Below are 19883 nucleotides of genomic sequence, written 5' to 3'. Positions count from 1 at the left end.
CGAAGGATCTCAGAGTGCCGCACGACACGACCAAAGCCGAAGACCCCGCCATCTGGGCCAATGCCCTGATCCGGATCCGCGACCACCGGGACGAAGCGGCCTTTGCCGCGCTCTTTTGCCATTTCGCCCCCAGGATCAAAGGCTTCCTTATCCGCTCCGGTACCGATCCGGCGCTGGCAGAGGAATGCGCGCAGGACGTCCTTGCCACCGCGTGGCGCAAGGCCGCGCTGTTCGACCCGTCGCGCGCGTCCGCCGCTACGTGGCTTTTCACCATCGCGCGAAACCGCCGGATCGACATTGCCCGGCGGCAAAGACGCCCTGAACCCCAAGACCTCCCCTGGGGTCCGGAGCCCGACCCGGATCAGGCCGAACTGCTCGGTCTGCAACAGGAGACCGAATACCTCGGCGCGGCGCTGAAGGCGCTGCCCAAGAAACAACGCGACCTGATCGAGAAGGCGTATTTCGGCGAAATGACCCATTCGGAGATCGCCGCCGAAACCGGTCTCCCGCTGGGCACGATCAAGTCCCGCATCCGGCTGGCGCTGGACCGCCTGCGCCACGCACTCGACGTGAGGGATCCCCGATGACGCATAGTCCATACAATCCAAAACATCACCTGACCGACGACCTGATCGCGGCCTACGCCACCGGCACCCTGGCGGAGGCGGTGAACCTGATCGTCGCCACGCATGTCTCGCTCTGTGACAGTTGCCGCGCTGCGGTGGAGGCACACGAAACGCTTGGTGGCGCGGTGCTCGAGGACAGCGCGGGCGCCGCGATGGGTGACGATGCGCTCGACCGTGCGATGGCCGCGATCCGGGGAACGGTTCCAGAGGCCCGCCCGATCCGCCTGTCCGCCGACCCCGCGCCCGACCCGGTGGTGCCCGCACCGCTGGCCGCCTACATCGGCGGGCTCGATCGCGTGCGCTGGCGCTCGCTGGGCATGGGGGTGAAGCAGTCGATCCTGCGCACCACGCCCGAAGCCACGGCCCGCCTGCTGTACATTCCCGCCGGCACCGCCGTGCCGGACCACACGCACAACGGGCTGGAGCTGACCCTGGTCCTGCAGGGGGCCTATTCCGACGAGGACGGCCATTTCGCGCGCGGCGATGTGGAGGTTGCGGACCCTTCGGTGAACCACATGCCGGTCGCTGACATGTCTCAGGATTGCATATGCCTCGCGGTCACCGACTCACCGCTGCGGTTCAACTCTTTCCTGCCGCGTCTGCTGCAACCACTCTTCCGGATCTGACACCGCGCGCGCAAGTAAATTGACCCGTTAACCATTTTTGACGCAGCGTCAGGCAGTATGGGCTATTATCCACCTGTTTCTGGAGTCCGTCAGGTCCAGATCTACCGTAAACGACTGCAGATCCTGTCAAGAATCCTGGTCTTCCCTTGTGCCGGCACCGGCGCGCCACGCCAAACCCAACACCAGATAAGGGCGCCCGGTTGCGACCGGGCGCCCCTTTCCGCGCGCGCTCGTGGTGTTAACTCCGCCCCACGTCAGTGCTTTTTCTTCTTCGGCGGCATCAGATCGGTGATGGTGCCCTCGAACATCTCGGCGGCAAAGTTCACTGTTTCCGACAGGGTCGGGTGCGGGTGGATCGTGTGACCAAGATCCACAGCGTCCGCCCCCATCTCGATGGCCAAAGCAATCTCTGCGATCAGGTCGCCCGCGTTGGGACCGACAATGCCGCCGCCCACTACCCGTTGGTCCTGGGGGTCAAACAGCAGCTTGGTCATGCCCTCGGAGCGTCCCAGAGACAGCGACCGACCAGAGGCGGCCCAAGGGAAGACGCCCTTTTCGACCTTTATGCCATCGGCCTTGGCCTGCGTTTCCGTCACCCCGACCCAAGCGACTTCGGGGTCGGTATAGGCCACGGAAGGGATCACCTTCGCGTCGAAATGCCGGTTCTCGCCCGCGCAGACCTCTGCCGCGACCTTGCCCTCGTGCACAGCCTTGTGCGCCAGCATCGGCTGCCCAACCACGTCGCCAATGGCAAAGATATGCTTGGCTCCAGTGCGTTGCTGGCTGTCCACGCCGATAAAGCCGCGTTCATCCACGGCCACGCCAGCCTTGTCAGCATCGATCTTCTTGCCATTCGGACGGCGACCCACAGCGATCAGCACCTTGTCGAAGGTATCGGAGAAAGTTTCGCCCTGGTCGTCCTCAAAGGTGACAGTCAGCCCCTCATCCTTCGCCTCGACCGCAGTCACCCTGGTCTTGAGGAAGATGTTCTCGTAGCGGCCTTTAATGCGCTGCATCAAGGGCTTGACCACATCCTTGTCGGCACCGGGAATGATCTGGTCCATCAGTTCGACGACCGTGATCTTCGCGCCGAGCGCATCGTAGACGCAGGCCATTTCCAGCCCGATAATCCCGCCGCCGAGCACCAGCATCCGGCCCGGCACGTTCTCCAGTTCCAGCGCGCCGGTCGAATCGATCACGCGCGGGTCGTCGTGCGGAATGAAGGGCAGCGTCACCGGCTCGGACCCGGCGGCGATGATGCATTGGTCAAAGCTGACGCTGGTCCCCTCCACGTCGATCATGTTCGGTCCGGTGAACTTACCGAAGCCCTTGACGATCTTGACCTTTCGCGCCTTTGCCAGACCGCCCAGACCGCCCGTCAGCTTGCCCACGACCTCGTTCTTGAAACCGCGCAGACCAGCCAGATCGACCTCTGGCTTGGCAAATTTCAGCCCGTGGTGGGCGACTTCCCCGGCCTCCGTGATGACCTTTGCCATGTGCAGGAGCGCCTTGGAAGGGATGCAGCCGACGTTCAGGCAGACACCGCCGAGGCTGTCGTCCTTCTCGATCAGCACAACCGATTTCCCCAGATCGGCCGCCCGGAACGCCGCCGTGTAACCGCCCGGACCCGAGCCGAGAACGACGACCTCGGCGTGCACGTCGCCCCTGCCCGTCGCCGTTCCACTGGCCACCACGGCCTTTGGCGTTTCGGCCTTGGGGGCCTCCTTCGGCGCTTCGTCCGAAGAGGCCTTGGCCCCTTCCAGCACCACGATCACGTCGCCTTGGGAAACGCGATCCCCCTCCTTCACTTTGATTTCCTTGACGACACCGGCGCCGGAGGACGGAACCTCCATGGTCGCCTTGTCGGATTCCAGTTCGATCAGCGCGTCCTCTTCGGCCACGGTATCGCCAACGGAAACCAGCACGGAGACCACCGGAACGTCATTGAAATCACCAATATCGGGTATCTTGATGTCCATCTCGTTCACCACATCAGCTTGCGCATGTCATCGAGCAGGTCCTTGAGCGTCACGCAGAAGCGTGCCGCAAGGGCCCCGTCGATGGCGCGGTGGTCATAAGAAAGCGAAAGCGGCTGCATCAGGCGCGGAACAAATTCCGAACCGTTCCAGACCGGGGCCATCTTAGAGCGCGTCAGGCCGAGGATCGCCACCTCCGGCGCATTGACGATGGGGGTGAACGACGTGCCGCCGATGCCACCCAGCGACGAGATCGTGAAGGTTGCCCCCTGCATGTCCTTCGATTTCAGGTTGCCGTCGCGTGCCGCCTTGGACAGCTCCATCAGGTCCCTGGAGATTTCCACCAGTCCCTTGCGGTCGGCGTCCTTGATCACCGGCACCATTAGTCCGTTCGGCGTATCGGCCGCAAAACCAATGTTATAGTAGCTCTTGCGGATCAGTTTGTCCCCGTCCGGGTGGATCGAGGAATTGACCTCCCAGTGCTGTTTCAGCGCGGAGACGGATGCCTTGATGACGAAGGACAGCAACGTGACACGATAGCCCTCCTCCTTGGCCTGCGTGTCCATCTCCTTGCGGTATTTGTCCAGCTCGGTGATGTCGGCTTCGTCGTTGTGGGTGACGTGCGGGATGTTCAGCCAGCTGCGGTGCAGAGCCGGGCCGGAGATCTTCTTGATCCGCGGCATTTCCACGTCTTCCACCGCGCCGAACTTCGAAAAGTCGACGGCGGGGATCGGCGGAATGCCCATGCCACCCTGCGCCCCGCCCGCTGCCGCCGGAGCCGCCACGGTTTTCATCGCCTTTTCAACGTCCTCGCGCAGGATGCGTCCCTTGCGGCCGGTGCCGTTAATCGTGTTCAGGTCGACCTCGACCCGGCGGGCAAAGGCCCGGACAGAGGGCGAGGCGTGCACCTTCGAGAAGCCCGCATCGGTCTTTGGCGCAGGCGCGGGTGCCGGGGCGACATCCGCCTCGGGTTCCCTGTCCTGCTTTTGCGTCTCGTGCTCTTTGCCCGGAGGAATCGGCTTTGATTCCATGTCCCCGGCCTTGTCGGTGGCGTCCTCGGCCTCGATGACCAGCACGACGGAGCCTTCGGAGACCTTGTCGCCTTCGGAAACCTTGATCTCCTTCACGACGCCCGCGTGCGAGGACGGAACCTCCATGGTCGCCTTGTCAGACTCCAGTTCGATGATGGCGTCTTCGACGGCGATGGTGTCGCCGACGCTGACCAGTACCGTGACGACGGGCACATCATTGAAATCGCCGATATCCGGCACTTTGACTTCGGTTGTCATTCTTGAATCCTCCTCGTCCCGTCAGACCAGCCGCGGGTTCGGCTTGCCGCCGTCGATGTCGTATTTCTTCAGGGCTGTTTCGAGTTCCTTCTCGCCGACCACACCCTCGCGGAAAAGGTCGACCATCGCGGCCGCCGCGATGTGGTTGGCATCCACCTCGAAGAAGCGCCGCAGGTTCACCCTGCTGTCGGACCGGCCAAAGCCGTCCGTGCCCAGTACCGTCATCCGTTGCATCACCGCGCCACGCACCTGTTCGGCATAATTCTTCATGTAATCGGTGGCGACGATGATCGGCCCCTGCGCGTTGGCCAGAGTTTGGGTCACATAGGGCACGCGTTCTTCGGCGAAGGGATTCAGCCGGTTGTGGCGCGCGCAGTCCTGATAGTCACGGGCCAGTTCGTTGAAGGAGGTGGCCGACCAGATGTCGGACGTGACGCCGAAATCCTCCTCCAGCATCTTCGCCGCATGCAGGGCCTGCACAAGGATCGTGCCGGACCCCATCAGGTTCACATGTTTCTTGGCGGGCTTTTCGGCTTTCTTCATCCGGTAGAGACCCTTGATGATCCCTTCTTCGGCGCCCATGGGCATCTCCGGGTGGTGGTAGTTCTCGTTCATCAGGGTGAGGTAGAAGAACACGTCCTCCTGATCCGCGAACATGCGCTGAAGACCGTGCTGCACGATCACCGCAACCTCATACGAAAACGTCGGGTCGTAGCTGATACAGTTAGGAATGGTCCCGGCGAGGATGTGGCTATGCCCGTCCTCGTGCTGCAGGCCTTCGCCGTTAAGTGTGGTCCGGCCCGCGGTGCCGCCCAGCATGAAGCCCCGCGCGCGGCTGTCCCCGGCGGCCCAGGCAAGGTCGCCGATGCGCTGGAAGCCGAACATGGAGTAGTAGATGTAGAACGGGATCATCGGCACGCCGTGGGTGGAATACGACGTTGCAGCGGCGATCCAGTCGGCCATGGCACCAGCCTCGTTGATGCCCTCCTGCAGCACCTGCCCGGTCTCGGATTCCTTGTAGTAGGACATCTGGTCCCGGTCCTCGGGCGTGTATTGCTGCCCCAGCGGGTTGTAGATGCCCACCGAACGGAACAGCCCCTCCATCCCGAAGGTGCGGGATTCGTCCGGGACGATCGGCACCACCTGCTTGCCCACCTTCTTGTCACGCAGGAGCGTGGTCAGGATCCGGACAAAGGCCATGGTGGTGGAGAATTCGCGGTCCCCGCTGTCCTGCAACTCCTTCTTGAAGGCCTCCAGCGGCGGGATTTCCAGCGAGGGCGCGTCGGTGAACCGTTTCGGGAAGGCCCCGCCCAGTTCCTTGCGCCGCTCGGCCATGTAGGCCTTCTGAGCGTTGTTCAGGCTGACGAAGGGAACGTCGTGCTCCAGTTCCTCGTCGGTGACGGGGATCTTGAAGCGGTCGCGCATGGCCTTCAGTTGTTCCACCTGCATCTTCTTCTGCTGGTGGGTGGTGTTCTGGCCTTCGCCAGCGGTGCCCATGCCGTAGCCCTTGACCGTCTTGACCAGAAGCAGCGTGGGCTGGCCCTCGGCTTCGGTCGCGCGCTTGAAGGCATTGTAGACCTTCTTCGGATCGTGCCCGCCGCGGCGCAGGGCCCAGATCTGCTCGTCGGTCCAGTCCTTCACCAGCTCGGCGGTCTCCGGGTACTTGCCGAAGAAATGCTTCCGGATGTAGGCGCCGTCTTTCGATTTGAAGGTCTGGTAGTCGCCGTCGATGGTTTCGTCCATCAGTTGGCGCAGCTTGCCCGAGGTGTCCTGTTCCAGCAATTCATCCCAGCCGCGCCCCCAGAGCAGCTTGATCACGTCCCAGCCGGAGCCGCGGAAGTTGCCCTCCAGCTCCTGCACGATCTTGGAGTTACCGCGCACCGGGCCATCGAGCCGCTGCAGGTTGCAGTTCACGACAAAAATCAGGTTGTCGAGCTTCTCGCGCGCGGCAAGGTGGATCGCCCCAAGCGATTCCGGTTCGTCCATCTCGCCGTCGCCGAGGAAAGCCCAGACCTTGCGGTCGGACTTCTCGATCAACCCACGATTCTCCATGTATTTCATGAAGCGCGCCTGGTAGATCGCCATCAGCGGGCCAAGGCCCATGGAGACGGTCGGGAACTGCCAGTAATCCGGCATCAGCCAGGGGTGCGGGTAGGACGACAGCCCCTCGCCCGAAACCTCCGACCGGAACTGCTTCAGCTGCTCTTCGGAAATGCGGCCCTCCATGAAAGAGCGCGCGTAGATGCCGGGGATCACGTGGCCCTGGAAAAACACCAGATCGCCGCCGTGGATCGCGGATTTGGAGCGCCAGAAGTGGTTCAGACCCATGTCATAAAGCGCGGCGGAAGACGCGAAGGAGGCGATGTGTCCGCCGTACTCGCTCGATTCCTTGTTGCGCTTGACCACGGTCGCCATGGCGTTCCAGCGGTTGATGGTGCGGATGCGCCATTCCATCTCGGTGTCGCCGGGCATGTCGACTTCGTCGTCGGGCGAAATCGTGTTCTGATATGGCGTGGTGGCCGAGAAGGGCAGCCGTGCCCCCGCCGCCCGCGCCCGCTGTACGGCCTTGTCGAGCAGGAAATGCGCGCGGTCCGCGCCGTCCCGTTCGATGACGTCCTCGATGGCTTCCTGCCATTCCTGGGATTCGACCGGATCCATGTCCTGGGGAGCGTCTTTCATGTGTCCTCTTCCCTCCTGTCGGCCTTCCCTAGCTGCGGCGCAGCAATGGTTCAGCCTTAAACAAACTACGCCGGGAGCGGTGCTCTCCTCCCGCTGACGGGTAATGGTAGCACGATCCTCCCGTGGTTAAAGCGGGGTGTATCAGCGGGTATGCCGTAGCGGCAGAAGGTCAGGCGCATAACGTCCATGCGCAGCGCGCATAGCTGCGCGTTGCGCCTGCCAGGAAATAGTTCAAGACTGAACTAATCTACGCGCTGGTCGGCACGCAGCACGGCAACAGTGGGAGCCGGCTCATCCCCAAGATCCTCAAAATCGAAATTGTCGAGCCGACGGGCGCGCTTACTGGCTTTTTCGGCGCTGATTTTGATCTCCTGAACGTCCTTCGCGGCTTGCCCGAAATGACGATCGAGATTTGCCACCCGCGCGCCCAGACGGTCGACGTCGCCGTAGAGAGCATGCAGTTCGCGTCGGATAGCCCCGGCCTGCGCCCGCATACGCGCATCCTTCAGAATCGCGCGCATGGTGTTCAGCGTCGCCATGCAGGTGGTGGGTGAAACGATCCAGACGCGGGCGGAAAAGCCTTCGCGCACCACCTCGGGGAAGTTCGCGTGCAATTCCGCGTAGACCGCTTCCGAGGGCAGGAACATCATGGCGCCGTCGGCGGTCTCTCCCTCAAGGATATAACGATCGGAAATGTCGCGGATGTGCTTGCGCACCGACAGCCGAAAGGCCTGCGCGGCGCGGCTCAGCTGTTCCTGCGTTTCGGCCCGGCGCAGGGCCTCGTAACCCTCAAGCGGGAACTTCGCGTCGACCACGATGGGGCCGGGGGGATTGGGCAGGTGGATCAGGCAATCCGCTCGCCGCCCGTTGGACAGCGTCGCCTGCAAGGTGTAGCTGTCCGAAGGCAGCGCCTTGCCGACGATATCGGTCAGCTGGATTTCACCGAACGCGCCGCGCGTCTGCTTGTTCGACAGGATGTCCTGTAGCGACAGCACGTCGCCCGACAGTTTCGTGATATTGGCCTGGGCCTTGTCGATGGCCTGAAGGCGTTCCTGCAATTCGCCCAGCGAATGCGCCGTGCGGCGGGCGGAGCCATGCAACGTCTCCACCGTGCGGGCCTGCACTTCGGCCAGCCGGGTTTCCATCACCTGCATCATGGCCGACTGGCTGTTCGCCTGCATTTCCGAGACATGATGCAGCCCGCCTGCCAGCCGCTCCTGTCCGTCCGACAATTGCTGCACCCGCCCAGCCATGGCGCGCATCTGCTGCGCCAGTGGCTCGATCGAACGCGCCGCGCGGGCCGAAGCGCGGGCCGAGGACACCAGCAAGAGCACCAGCAGAATGCCGAGGCCCAAAGCCACCAGCACAACCGGGTCGTTCAGATCGACCGTCATTCCGCCCGCCGTCATGTGCGCCCGAACAGCCGTTCGATGTCGGACAGCTTCAGTTCCACGTAGGTTGGGCGCCCGTGGTTGCACTGGCCCGAATGCGGCGTCGCCTCCATCTCGCGCAGGAGGGCGTTCATTTCCTCCGCGCGCATGACGCGCCCCGACCGGATGGAGCCGTGGCAGGCGACGCGGCTCAGGATCGCCTCGATCTTTTCCTGCACCAGCGCGGTCTCACCGTGATCGTCAAGCTCGTCCAGGATGTCGCGGATGAGGCCCTGACTGTCCACCTCCCCGAGGATCGCGGGAGTTTCGCGCACCGCTATGGCCCCCGCGCCAAAGGGCTCGATGGTCAGACCCATTTTCGTCAGGTCCTCTGCAACGGCCAGCAGACGGCCCGCATCATCGACGGACAGATCCACCACGTCGGGGATCAGCAGCGCCTGTGCGGCAACACCATTTTCCGCCATCTGGCGCTTGAGCTTTTCGTAAACCAGACGTTCATGGGCGGCATGCTGATCGACGATCACCACCCCATCCTCGGTCTGCGCAATTATGTAGTTTTCATGCACCTGCCCGCGGGCGGCCCCCAAGGGGCGCTGCGCATAGTCCTCACGCGGTGTCTCTGGCGTGGTCTCTGGCGTGGCTTCGGGCTCCACCACCCGGCCCGAGTAGCTGCCTCCGAGGTCGGCAAAGCCGGTAGGCTTCGGCTGGTAGGGCGGGACGGGCTGGTAGTCGGGCGCGGGCGCCTGCATGCCATAGGCCATCTGCCGCGCGCCAAGAGAAGGACGATCCATCTGGTAGATGCGCGGTCCCGTCGGTTCGGGCCGCATCGCGCCCAGCGTCGCCTCGGCCACGGTCGAAGACGCGCGGTGCCCGGCATTCGCCAGCGCGTGCCGCAGCGCCGTCACGACAAGGCCGCGCACCACGCCGGGATCGCGAAAGCGGACCTCCGACTTGGCCGGGTGCACGTTCACATCGACCTTGTGCGGGTCGCAGTCGACAAACAGGGCCACCGCGGGGTGCCGCTCGCGCGACAGGAAGTCCTGATACGCGCCGCGCAGCGCGCCAATCAGCATCTTGTCCCGCACGGGGCGGCCGTTGACGAACAGGTGCTGCATCACCGCCGTGCCGCGCGAATAGGTCGGCAGGGCCGCATAGCCGGTCAGGCGAAATCCCTCGCGCTCCGCGTCTATACTGACGGCGTTATCGGTGAAATCCGCCCCCAGCACGCGCCCGAGACGGCCACGCAAGGCGTCAAACAGGTCGCCCTGCTCCGGCTCCACCCGAAAGGTCACACGGTCGTTGCCACCCGAGACGTCGCGCAGGGTGAAACCCACGGCAGGCTCTGCCATGGCGAGGCGCTTCACCGTGTCACCAATGGCCTGCATCTCTGCCCGGTCGCTGCGCAGGAATTTCAGCCGCGCGGGTGTCGCGTAGAAAAGATCGCGCAAGGCAACCACCGTGCCGCCGTTCAGCGCGCAGGGTCGAAGCGCCCCCATGCGGCCGCCCTCGACCGACAACTCCACCGCGTCGAAACCCTTTGCCCGGCTCTGAAGCATCAAGCGCGCCACGGCGCCAAGAGACGGCAACGCCTCCCCCCTGAAGCCGAAGGAGCGGATATCCAGCAGGTCGGAGCCGTCGATCTTCGACGTGGCGTGTCGCGACAATGCCAGCGGCAGGTCATCGGCGGTCATGCCACAGCCATCGTCGGTCACGCGGATCAGCGTCTTGCCCCCGTCGGCGATCTCGATGCTGACACGGCGTGCGCCTGCATCGATGGCGTTCTCTACCAGCTCCTTTACAGCGGAGGCGGGCCGTTCGACCACCTCGCCCGCAGCGATACGGTTAATCGAAGCCTCGTCCAGCTGTCGGATCGTTGGGCGCATATTGGGGTCGTGGGTGTTCATTCCACCAGACCTAGCAGGCGCGCCGCGATTCTGGAACAGGTCCCGCGCGTGACAGGACGGTGAATTTATTGCGGGTTTAACACCTTGTATGGCAGGATACGTACCTATGTCGCATACTCCATGAAACTTTATTGCGTTAATCAGGTTAACAGAATTGTAACGCCCGCTTCAGAGGAAAGGATACGAACATGCTTGTGCCCCTGATCGCCTTCGAGACTATTCAAGCGATGTACGGAGAGGCCTTCGCCAAGGCGTGGTTCCAGCCGATCTCGCTGGTCAAGCGCTGATACCTGCGGGGGCGCAATAGAAGCGCCCCCTGCACAGCTCTGCCGCCCGCAGGACGACCATTGCGGGGCATTTCTATTGGATAAAACGGCAGGAGACTTCGCCCCTGCCGGACAGGAAATGTCCACCACGCACCGCCTGCACACCCCGCCCCCGACGCAACCGGCAGCGGGGGGCTTGCATGGAACCCTTCGTGATGCCACGTGTTGCATTCATTGAATGGAATGTAATCGACGCAAAACACAGGAGGACCGCATGTTTACCCGCACCAGCCCCTCGACCGGCCCCGGATCGCCCGAGGTAACGGGGTTCTATGAGAAGGACACCGGCTCGGTCATGTATGTCGCCGCCTGCCCGGAGACCAAGAAGGCGGCGCTTATCGACATCGTCATGGACTTCGACCCCGAAGCCGGACGCACCCGCCTCGACAGCGCGCAAGAGGTTCTTGACTTCGTGAAGGCGCAGGGGCTGGACGTCGTCTGGGTTCTGGACACCCACCCGCACGCCGACCACATGATGGCATCCGCCTGGCTGAAGGAACAGACCGGGGCGCCGAACGCCATCGGTGAAAAGGTGGCGGAGATCGCCGACCTCTGGCGTGACTACTATAACATGCCCGACGCCTTTGACGCGAAACGTGACTTCGACCGGCTGTTCGCCGATGGCGATACGTTTACCTTCGGCAATGTCGAGGCGCGCGTGATGCTGTCACCCGGGCACACGCTGGGCTCGATCACCTATGTGATGGGGGATGCGGCCTTTGTGCACGATACCTTCATGCATGTGGATGTGGGCACTTCGCGGGCGGACTTCCCCGGGGGGACAACGCAGGATCTATGGAACAGCCTCCAGGCGATTCTCGCCCTGCCGGACGACACGCGGCTTTTCGTCGGCCACGACTACCCGCCCGTGAAGGACCGCGAGGATCCGGCGTGGGAGGCGACGGTTGCCGAGCACCGTGCCAATAACCCGCATCTGGCGGGCAAGTCCGAGGCGGAATTCCGCAAGCTGCGCGCCGACCGCGACAAGACGCTGCCACTGCCCGACCGGATGCTGCATGCGCTTCAGGTGAATTTGCGCGGTGGCAGGCTTGAACCTTTGGAATGCGACGGCAATTTCTACTTCAAGATTCCAGCGAACAAGTTCTGAGGAGACGCGTAATGAAAAGCGAAACGATCGGCGACGCCACTTTCGAGACATGGACCCCCGATGAGGTCGAGCAGGCGATGAAAGCGGGCGAAATCGTCCTGATCGACGTGCGCACGCCGCAGGAATTCATGTTCGAACACATCGAGGGCGCGCTCCTGATGCCGATGGCCTTCTTCAAGGCGCAGGCCCTGCCGGGGCAGTCTGACAAGCGTATCGTGCTCCATTGCGGCTCCGGTGCACGCTCCGAAAAGGTAAGCCGGGCGACTGTGGAGGCTGGACTCAGGACGATCGCGCATATGGAAGGCGGTTTCGGCGCGTGGAAGACCGCCAAGAAACCCTACATCGGGACAGACATGAGCACCGGCGCGCCAAAGAAGGTGGCGTGAGAACCGAAGGATACCACAGGGGCGCCTCGGGCGCCCCTTTTCGCACGTCCCCTAATCAGACTTCCAGATCTTCAGACGGTATGATCGCGAAGAACGCGCCGCCCGACCACAGGCCGAACCAGCCGTCGTGATGCGCTCCGATATCCACGAGCCGGTAAAAGCTCTTGCGGTCGATCAGCGCTTCGAGGCCGTCGCGGATCAGGATGTACGGCGAAGGCTCGCCAGTCTCCGGATCGCGCTCCACCCGGATCGGATGGTCAGGACCCGCCGTGGCGTGGTCGCCGACGTGGGTCTCGAACGTGAGGATTTGTGCCTCCCCCGCCCCTTCAACCGTAAAATCCACAGCCACGAAGGGCGCATCTTCCACCGTGATGCCGACCTTTTCCACGGGTGTGACAAGGAAATATTTACCATCTTCCCGTTTCAATATCGACGAGAAGAGTTTCACGAGTTCGAAGCGGCCGATGGGCGTGCCGAGGTAATACCACGTACCGTCCCGTGCGATGCGCATGTCGAGGTCGCCGCAGAACGGCGGGTTCCACAGATGAACGGGCGCGGGGCCCCTGCCCTTTTTCGCAGCACGCGCGGTCGCCGCGAGGCCGTCGGCGGAGGGCGTCACGATATTTTGTGGCGTCATTGCTTTTGCCATTAACCTGTCCAAGGATACATTGGATTCACTATAGTTCGGAAACGGAGAGACGCCATGGCCCCCACCGACAGCACTGCCGAGGACCTCGTTGCCGACATCGAGGCGCTGGAGGCCAGGCTGGCCGACGCGAAGAAGTCGATCACCGCGCGGTTCATCGGACAGGAGCGGGTCGTCGACCTTACGCTTTCGGCCATGCTTTGCGGCGGGCATGCGCTGCTGATCGGCCTTCCCGGCCTGGGAAAGACGCGGCTGGTGGAGACGCTGTCCACCGTCATGGGGCTGGACGGCAACCGCGTGCAGTTCACGCCGGACCTGATGCCGGCTGACATCCTCGGGTCGGAAGTGCTGGAGACCGGCGCGGACGGCCAGCGGACTTTCAAATTCATCGGCGGCCCGATCTTCTGCCAGCTTCTTATGGCGGACGAAATCAACCGCGCCTCGCCCCGCACGCAGTCGGCGCTCTTGCAGGCCATGCAGGAGAAGCAGGTGACTGTCGCCGGCCAGACCCGCGCGCTGGAGGCACCGTTTCACGTTCTGGCCACCCAGAACCCGATCGAGCAGGAGGGCACCTATCCCCTGCCCGAAGCGCAGCTTGACCGGTTCCTCGTGCAGATCGACGTGGCCTACCCTGATCGCAAGACGGAAAGGGACATTCTGCTCGCCACAACCGGCACCGAAGAAGCCGAGAGCCACCAGGTCTTTACCGGGCCGGAACTGATCGCGGCACAGAAACTCCTGCGGCGGATGCCGGTGGGCGACGCCGTGGTAGAGCAGATCCTCGACCTCGTCCGCGCCTTCCGGCCCGACGACCCCAGCGCGCCGGAGCGGGTGAAGGATCTCGTCGCATGGGGCCCCGGACCGCGGGCCGCACAGGCTCTGATGCTGACCGTGCGGGCGCGCGCCCTGCTGCAGGGGCGGCTGGCGCCCTCGCCCGAGGATGTGCTGGACATGGCGAAACCCGTGCTGGTCCACCGCATGGCGCTGACCTTCTCGGCGCGGGCGCGCGGTGAGGATCTGGCTGGCCTCATCGACGAGGTCGCAGCCGGGCTGGCGCGACAAGAGGCCGCCGCGTGAGTTCTGTCGCCCATTTGCGCACGCGCGCTCAGACAGAGGCGGGACGCTTTCCCGCCCTTCTGGCGCGCGCCGAACATCTCGCGGGCACCGTCCTGTTGGGAGAACACGGCCGCAGGCGGGCGGGACTCGGTGATGATTTCTGGCAGTACCGCCCGCTGCGCGCAGGCGATTCCTACCGCCAGATCGACTGGCGCCGATCCGCGCGCGGGGACGAGCAATTCGTGCGGGAACGCGAATGGCAGATCGCACAGTCGGTTCAGATGTGGGTCGACCCCGGCGCCAGCCTGCGGTTTTCCAGCCACAAGGAGCTGCCGACCAAGGCGGATCGCGCACGGTTGGTGGCGCTGGCAACGGCCATCCTGCTGATCCGCGGCGGTGAGCGTGTCGGCCTCACAGGCTGGGCCCTGCCGCCCCGTCGCGGCGATACCCAGACGCTGCGGCTGGCGGAATATTTCTCCGAAGAGGGACAAGACGACTACGCAGAGCCGGAGGCGCGCGGCATGTTGCCCCACGCCAAGGCGCTCTTCGTTTCCGACTTCCTCTCTGATTTCGAGGCGGTCGAGGCCGCGCTGACAAAGGCCGCGGATCGCGGCGTGCGCGGCGTGCTGCTTCAAGTCCTCGACCCCAGCGAGGAGGCATTTCCCTTCCACGGCCGCACGATCTTTGAAAGCGTCGGCAGGACCGTCGCCTACGAGACCCTGAAGGCCGCCGACCTGCGCGAACCCTACCTCGACAGGCTGGCGGAGCGGAAGTCACGGCTTGACGCGATCTGCCGTCTGACCGGCTGGCAGTACTTCACCCATCACACGGATCAAAGTGCGCAATCGGCCCTGCTCTGGGTCTATCGCGCGCTTGACGGGAGCCCCGGATGACCTTTTTCGGCATCGGTTTTGCCGCCCCCTGGCTCTTGCTGAGCCTCCTCGCCCTGCCGATCCTCTGGGTGATCCTGCGCGCCGTGCCGCCTGCCCCGGTGCGGCGGATGTTCCCCGGCGTGGTCCTGCTGCTCGGGCTGAAGGACGACGAACAGATCACCGACCGTACCCCGTGGTGGCTGCTGCTGCTGCGGATGCTGGCTGTGGCGGCGGTCATCGTCGGCCTTGCGGGGCCGATCCTGAACCCGCGCACGGACGCGGAGGGGGTCAGCGACGCGCCGCTCCTGGTATTGATGGACGCCAGCTGGGCCTCTGCCGGCGATTGGCGGCAGGAAATGACCGCGCTGGAAGGGATGCTGGGCGAAGCGTCGCGCGATGACCGGCCCGTCGCGGTGATGCGCCTGACCGACCCGCAACCGCCACAGTTCCTTTCGGCCGATGTCTTGCGCACGCGGCTGTCCGGCCTGCAGCCGGAGCCGTGGGAACCGGACACCGAAACCATGGCCCGCACAGCGGACATCCTGGCCGAGGCTGACGCTTTCGACACCCTTTGGCTGTCGGACGGTCTTGCCCGCGACGGTCGGGAGGACCTGCTTGCTGCGCTGGAGGACCATGGCACCGTCACCGTTTTCGAAGCGCCGCGCAGCCTGATGGCGCTGGAGCCGCTGGTGCTGAAGGACGGAAACCTGCAAGCCACACTGCGCCGCATGCGCCCAGGGCCGGAGATCGAGGTCTCACTGGAGGCGCACGGCCGCGACCCCGCCGGCAATCCGGCGGTGCTGCTGCGTACGCCAGTGGTCTTCGACACGCAGGCCCTGACAGCGGAGGTCGAGCTTTCGATCCCCTCCGAGTTGCGCGCCCGCATCGAACGCTACGAGATCGGCGGCGCCCATAGCGCGGGCGCCGTCACCCTGCCCGACGATTCCCTGCGGCGCCGCGAGGTGGCGCTGATCTCCGCCCGCGAGGACCGCGAGGGGCTGCAACTGCTCGATCCGCTGCACTACCTCCGCAAGGCGCTGGTCCCGACGGCGGACATTCTTGAAACCGACCTTGAAACCGTGCTGCCCGCGAACCCCGACGTGATCGTTCTGGCCGATGTCGCGCGACTTACCGGCCAGGAAGCCGCCGATGTCCTCGAATGGCTGGAAAAGGGCGGCACGCTGCTGCGCTTTTCCGGGCCACGACTTGCCGCCTCCGACGTCAGCCGCGAATCCGAAGACCCGCTGATGCCCGTCCGCCTGCGCGAGGGCGGTCGCAGCGTCGGCGGTGCCATGAGCTGGGGCAAACCGAAGGCGCTGGCGCCGTTTACGGAGGACAGCCCCTTCTTCGGCCTGCCGGTTCCCGATGACGTTACCGTCAACAGCCAGGTCATGGCGCAGCCCGACCCGTCGCTTGGAGAGCGCGTGATCGCGCAACTGGCCGACGGCACGCCGCTGGTGACGCGCAAGTCAATCGGACAGGGGCAGGTGATCCTGTTCCACGTCACCGCCAATGCCGAATGGTCGTCGCTGCCGCTCTCCGGCCTTTTTGTGCAGATGCTGGAACGGCTCGCCGTTTCCTCCGCCATGACCCAGCCTGAGATCGAGGACATGGAAGGCACCGTCTGGCAGCCGGTTCGCGTGCTGGACGGGTTCGGCAACCCGCAGGACGCGGGAAACCTGCCGGGCGTGGACGGCCCCGCGCTGGTTTCCGCCCCGCTGGGGCCGAATCTGCGTCCAGGGCTTTACCAGGGCGAAGAGCGCAGCCTCGCCCGCAATGTGGTCACCGCCGACACCGTGCTGGAGCCCGTGACATGGCCCGAGACCGTAACCGTCGAGGGCCTTGACCGGCCACAGGAAAAACCGCTCGCCGGGCTCCTGCTCGCGGCGGCGATCCTGATGCTGCTGGCCGATGTGATCGCGTCGCTGTCTCTCTCGGGGCGCTTGCGCGGGGCGGTGGCCGCCGGGCTGGCGCTGGCGCTGCTTGGCGCCTTGCCGCAAGCCGCGCGCGCGCAGGAGGACATGCCACAGGGCGACTCTCGCGCCATTGCCGCCACATCTGAAGTGGTGCTGGCCCACGTACTCACCGGCGACACCGCTCTCGACGACCTCGCGCACGCCGGACTGCGGGGTCTTTCGGACACGCTTTATTTCCGCACCTCCGTCGAGCCGGCGGACCCGATGGCCGTCGACCTCGAAACCGACGAACTTGCCTTTTACCCGATGCTCTACTGGCCGATCAGCGCATCGCAGCCGACCCCCTCGGCAGAGGCTTATGCCAAGCTCAACACCTACCTGCGCTCTGGCGGGATGATCCTGTTCGACACGCGCGATGCGGATGTGGCGGGGTTCGGCTCCGGCACGCCGGAGGGGCGCAAGCTTCAGCAACTGGCCGCGCCGCTGGACGTCCCCCCTCTGGAACCGATACCGCCGGACCACGTGCTGACGCGTACCTTCTACCTGCTGAACGACTTTCCCGGCCGTTGGCAGGGCCGCGAAATCTGGGTAGAGGCCGCGCCTCCCGATGCCGAACTCATCGACGGGATGCCTTTTCGTGATCTCAACGACAATGTGACCCCGGTGGTGATCGGCGGCAATGACTGGGCCGCGGCCTGGGCCATGGACCAGCGCGGCAACCCGCTGGTGCCGATCGGCTCCGGCTTTACCGGCGAACGCCAGCGCGAGATTGCCTACCGGTTTGGAGTGAACCTCGTGATGCATGTGCTGACCGGAAACTACAAAAGCGATCAGGTCCATGTGCCTGCCCTGCTGGATCGGTTGGGACAATGAGCGGACAGATCGTCTTTGACCCGCTTCTGCCCTGGATCGTCATCTGGGCGCTGGCGGCGCTGGCTTTTGCCGGCGTCGCGCTGGCATTCTGGCGCGGGCTAAGTGGCTGGGCTCTGCGCGCTCTGGCCGGGCTTGTGCTGATCGCCGCGCTGTCGCAGCCATCGTGGCAGATGGAGGACCGCGCGCCCCTGTCGGACATCGTGCTGATGCTGGTGGACGAAACCGCATCGCAACGGCTGGCGGAACGCGCCGGGGTGACGGAGGCCGCCGCCGACCGTCTGGAGGCCGAGCTGCTCGCCCGCCCCAACACCGAAGTCCGCCGCATCCCCGTCCCCGATGGGGAGGGCGATGCCGGGACGCAGCTGATGACCGCGCTGTCGACCGCCATGGCGGAGGAGCCGCGCGCCCGCATCGCAGGGATCGTACTGCTGTCGGACGGGCGTCTGCATGACCTCGAACGCGCACCGTCCCTACCCGCGCCGCTACATCTGCTGATGACCGGGCAGGAGGACGACTGGGATCGCCGCCTGCTGGTAAAGAACGCGCCCGCCTTTGCCATCCTCGGCGAGCCGGTGGAACTGACGCTGAGGATCGAGGACGATGGCGCCGCCCCCGGTGAAACCGAGTCCGAGATCGAGATATCCGTCGACGGGGCGGAGCCGCAGCGCTTCCGCGTGCCCATTGGCGAGGATCTGACCCTGCCCGTCGACCTGCCGCACGGTGGTCTGAACGTGATCGAGTTCGTCGTCCCGGAGGCCGTGGGAGAGCTGACCGACCGCAACAATCGCGCGTTGGTCCAGATCAACGGCGTGCGTGACCGGCTGCGCGTGCTGCTCGTCTCCGGGGAGCCGCACGCCGGTGGACGGACATGGCGGAACCTGTTGAAATCCGACAGTTCCGTCGATCTGGTGCATTTCACCATCCTGCGTCCGCCAGACAAGCAGGATGGCGTTCCCGTCTCCGAACTGTCGCTGATCGCCTTCCCGACGCGAGAGCTGTTCCTTGAAAAGATCGACGACTTCGACCTCATCATCTTTGACCGTTACAAGCGGCGCGGCATCCTGCCCGCCATCTACCTCGAGAACGTGCGCAACTACGTCGAGAAGGGCGGCGCGCTGCTGGTTGCGGCGGGGCCGGATTTCGCTGCCGCCGATTCGATCTATCGCTCGCCTCTGGCCGACATCATCCCGGCGGAGCCTACGGCGCGGGTCCTCGACCAGGGCTATCGCCCAGCGGTCACCGATCTGGGCAAGCGACATCCGGTGACGGCGGGCCTTTTGGGGGAGGAAGACTGGGGCCGCTGGTTGCGGCAGGTCGAGGTCGACCCGGTTTCCGGCGACGTCGTGATGAGCGGCCTCGACGACCGCCCGCTGCTGGTGCTCGACCGCGTCGGCGAGGGGCGCGTGGCGCTGCTGGCCTCCGATCAGGCATGGCTCTGGACCCGCGGTTATGAGGGCGGCGGCCCGCAACTGGAACTGCTGCGCAGGCTGGCGCACTGGATGATGAAGGAACCGGAACTGGAGGAAGAGGCGCTTTGGGCCGAACCCTCCGGCCAGACCATGCGGATCGTGCGTCGCTCGCTCTCGGGCGAGGTCGGCGCCGTGACAGTCACCGACCCCGACGGACAAGAGATCGAAGTGCCGCTGGAAGAGGTCAGCCCTGGCCGCTTCGAAGGAGTCTATGACGGGCCGGAGATCGGGCTCTATCGCCTAGCGGAGGGGGATCTGAGCGCCGTCGTCGGTCTCGGCCCCGCTGCGCCGCGCGAGTTCATCGAGACCATCGCCAGTGGCGCGCCGCTTGAACCCCTGATCGATGGCGTGCGCGGCGGCATCCTGCGCCTGGCCGAGGGCGTGCCGAGCGTGCGCAGCGTCCGGGCCGGACGACCCGCCGCCGGGCGCGGCTGGATCGGCATCACCCCCCGCGAGGCCTACGAGACGCTCGACATCCGGCAGACGCCGCTCATGCCCGCGTGGCTTGTTCTGCTGCTGGCCGCGACGATGATCGTCGGCGCGTGGCTGCGCGAGGGACGCGGTCGGGCGTGACATGGGCCTCACCGGCGGGGACTGGACCGTCCGCTTCGGGATTGAATTGCAGGCCCCCGACGCGACAGGGACCGGGCCAACGCTGAAACGCGGCGGTGCCGCCATCCTGCGCCTGCCATAGACGGGAATCGCGCCCATACGCCCGGTGCAAGACCGTCGGAAAGGTG

At 64.9% G+C, this 19883-nt stretch carries 14 protein-coding genes; 8 read left to right on the top strand and 6 right to left on the bottom strand.

What is annotated here, in order from left to right; all coding sequences use genetic code 11:
- The first annotated feature begins 14 nt into the window (after window positions 1-14).
- Both J5474_RS18095 and J5474_RS18090 read left to right on the top strand, forming a co-directional pair.
- Window positions 15-587: a sigma-70 family RNA polymerase sigma factor gene (locus tag J5474_RS18095; protein WP_342454065.1), complete on the top strand. Its 573-nt coding sequence runs from the start codon at window positions 15-17 to the stop codon at window positions 585-587.
- Window positions 584-1252, top strand: coding sequence for a ChrR family anti-sigma-E factor (locus tag J5474_RS18090; RefSeq protein ID WP_209362657.1), 669 nt, complete (start codon window positions 584-586; stop codon window positions 1250-1252). Before J5474_RS18095 ends, J5474_RS18090 begins: the two co-directional genes overlap by 4 nt.
- A 254-nt stretch (window positions 1253-1506) precedes the next feature.
- Here the strand turns inward: J5474_RS18090 and lpdA are convergent, their stop codons facing one another.
- The 5 genes from lpdA to mutL form a co-directional block, all read right to left on the bottom strand.
- Complete coding sequence (gene lpdA, locus J5474_RS18085; RefSeq protein ID WP_209362655.1) at window positions 1507-3231, bottom strand: dihydrolipoyl dehydrogenase; 1725 nt, start codon at window positions 3229-3231, stop codon at window positions 1507-1509.
- A gap of 5 nt (window positions 3232-3236) precedes the next feature.
- Window positions 3237-4517, bottom strand: coding sequence for a dihydrolipoyllysine-residue acetyltransferase (aceF, locus tag J5474_RS18080; protein WP_209362653.1), 1281 nt, complete (start codon window positions 4515-4517; stop codon window positions 3237-3239).
- A gap of 21 nt (window positions 4518-4538) precedes the next feature.
- Window positions 4539-7196: a pyruvate dehydrogenase (acetyl-transferring), homodimeric type gene (gene aceE / locus J5474_RS18075; protein ID WP_209362651.1), complete on the bottom strand. Its 2658-nt coding sequence runs from the start codon at window positions 7194-7196 to the stop codon at window positions 4539-4541.
- Between the two features lie 242 nt (window positions 7197-7438).
- The gene (locus J5474_RS18070) at window positions 7439-8590 is read right to left on the bottom strand and encodes a DNA recombination protein RmuC (protein WP_245216561.1); all 1152 of its coding nucleotides are present in this window, start codon (window positions 8588-8590) and stop codon (window positions 7439-7441) included.
- Between the two features lie 11 nt (window positions 8591-8601).
- Entirely contained in the window at window positions 8602-10491 is a 1890-nt protein-coding gene (mutL, locus tag J5474_RS18065; RefSeq protein ID WP_209362647.1) for a DNA mismatch repair endonuclease MutL, read from the bottom strand.
- Window positions 10492-11031: 540 nt separating this feature from the next.
- Here mutL and J5474_RS18060 point away from each other — a divergent pair.
- Together J5474_RS18060 and J5474_RS18055 are read left to right on the top strand one after the other, a co-directional pair.
- Complete coding sequence (locus tag J5474_RS18060) at window positions 11032-11925, top strand: MBL fold metallo-hydrolase (RefSeq protein WP_245216560.1); 894 nt, start codon at window positions 11032-11034, stop codon at window positions 11923-11925.
- An 11-nt stretch (window positions 11926-11936) separates the two neighbouring features.
- Window positions 11937-12311, top strand: a complete 375-nt coding sequence (locus J5474_RS18055) for a rhodanese-like domain-containing protein (protein WP_209362643.1) — start codon at window positions 11937-11939, stop codon at window positions 12309-12311.
- 55 nt (window positions 12312-12366) lie between these two features.
- Here the strand turns inward: J5474_RS18055 and J5474_RS18050 are convergent, their stop codons facing one another.
- Complete coding sequence (locus tag J5474_RS18050) at window positions 12367-12948, bottom strand: DUF1285 domain-containing protein (protein ID WP_209362724.1); 582 nt, start codon at window positions 12946-12948, stop codon at window positions 12367-12369.
- A gap of 66 nt (window positions 12949-13014) precedes the next feature.
- Here J5474_RS18050 and J5474_RS18045 point away from each other — a divergent pair, with 66 nt between their 5' ends.
- Genes J5474_RS18045 through J5474_RS18030 form a run of 4 tightly spaced genes read left to right on the top strand, consistent with a single transcriptional unit; the run spans window position 13015 to window position 19716 of the window.
- Entirely contained in the window at window positions 13015-14034 is a 1020-nt protein-coding gene (locus J5474_RS18045; RefSeq protein WP_209362641.1) for an AAA family ATPase, read from the top strand.
- Window positions 14031-14906: a DUF58 domain-containing protein gene (locus tag J5474_RS18040; protein ID WP_209362639.1), complete on the top strand. Its 876-nt coding sequence runs from the start codon at window positions 14031-14033 to the stop codon at window positions 14904-14906. Before J5474_RS18045 ends, J5474_RS18040 begins: the two co-directional genes overlap by 4 nt.
- Window positions 14903-17674: a DUF4159 domain-containing protein gene (locus tag J5474_RS18035; RefSeq protein WP_209362637.1), complete on the top strand. Its 2772-nt coding sequence runs from the start codon at window positions 14903-14905 to the stop codon at window positions 17672-17674. Before J5474_RS18040 ends, J5474_RS18035 begins: the two co-directional genes overlap by 4 nt.
- Window positions 17671-19716 carry a glutamine amidotransferase gene (locus tag J5474_RS18030; protein ID WP_209362635.1) on the top strand — a complete coding sequence of 682 codons (2046 nt, stop codon included), beginning with the start codon at window positions 17671-17673 and terminating at the stop codon, window positions 19714-19716. Before J5474_RS18035 ends, J5474_RS18030 begins: the two co-directional genes overlap by 4 nt.
- Window positions 19717-19883 lie beyond the last annotated feature (167 nt).

This window comes from Sagittula salina, from assembly GCF_017813235.1.
GTDB lineage: Bacteria > Pseudomonadota > Alphaproteobacteria > Rhodobacterales > Rhodobacteraceae > Sagittula > Sagittula salina.
This window is presented reverse-complemented; position numbering and strand designations above follow the sequence as displayed.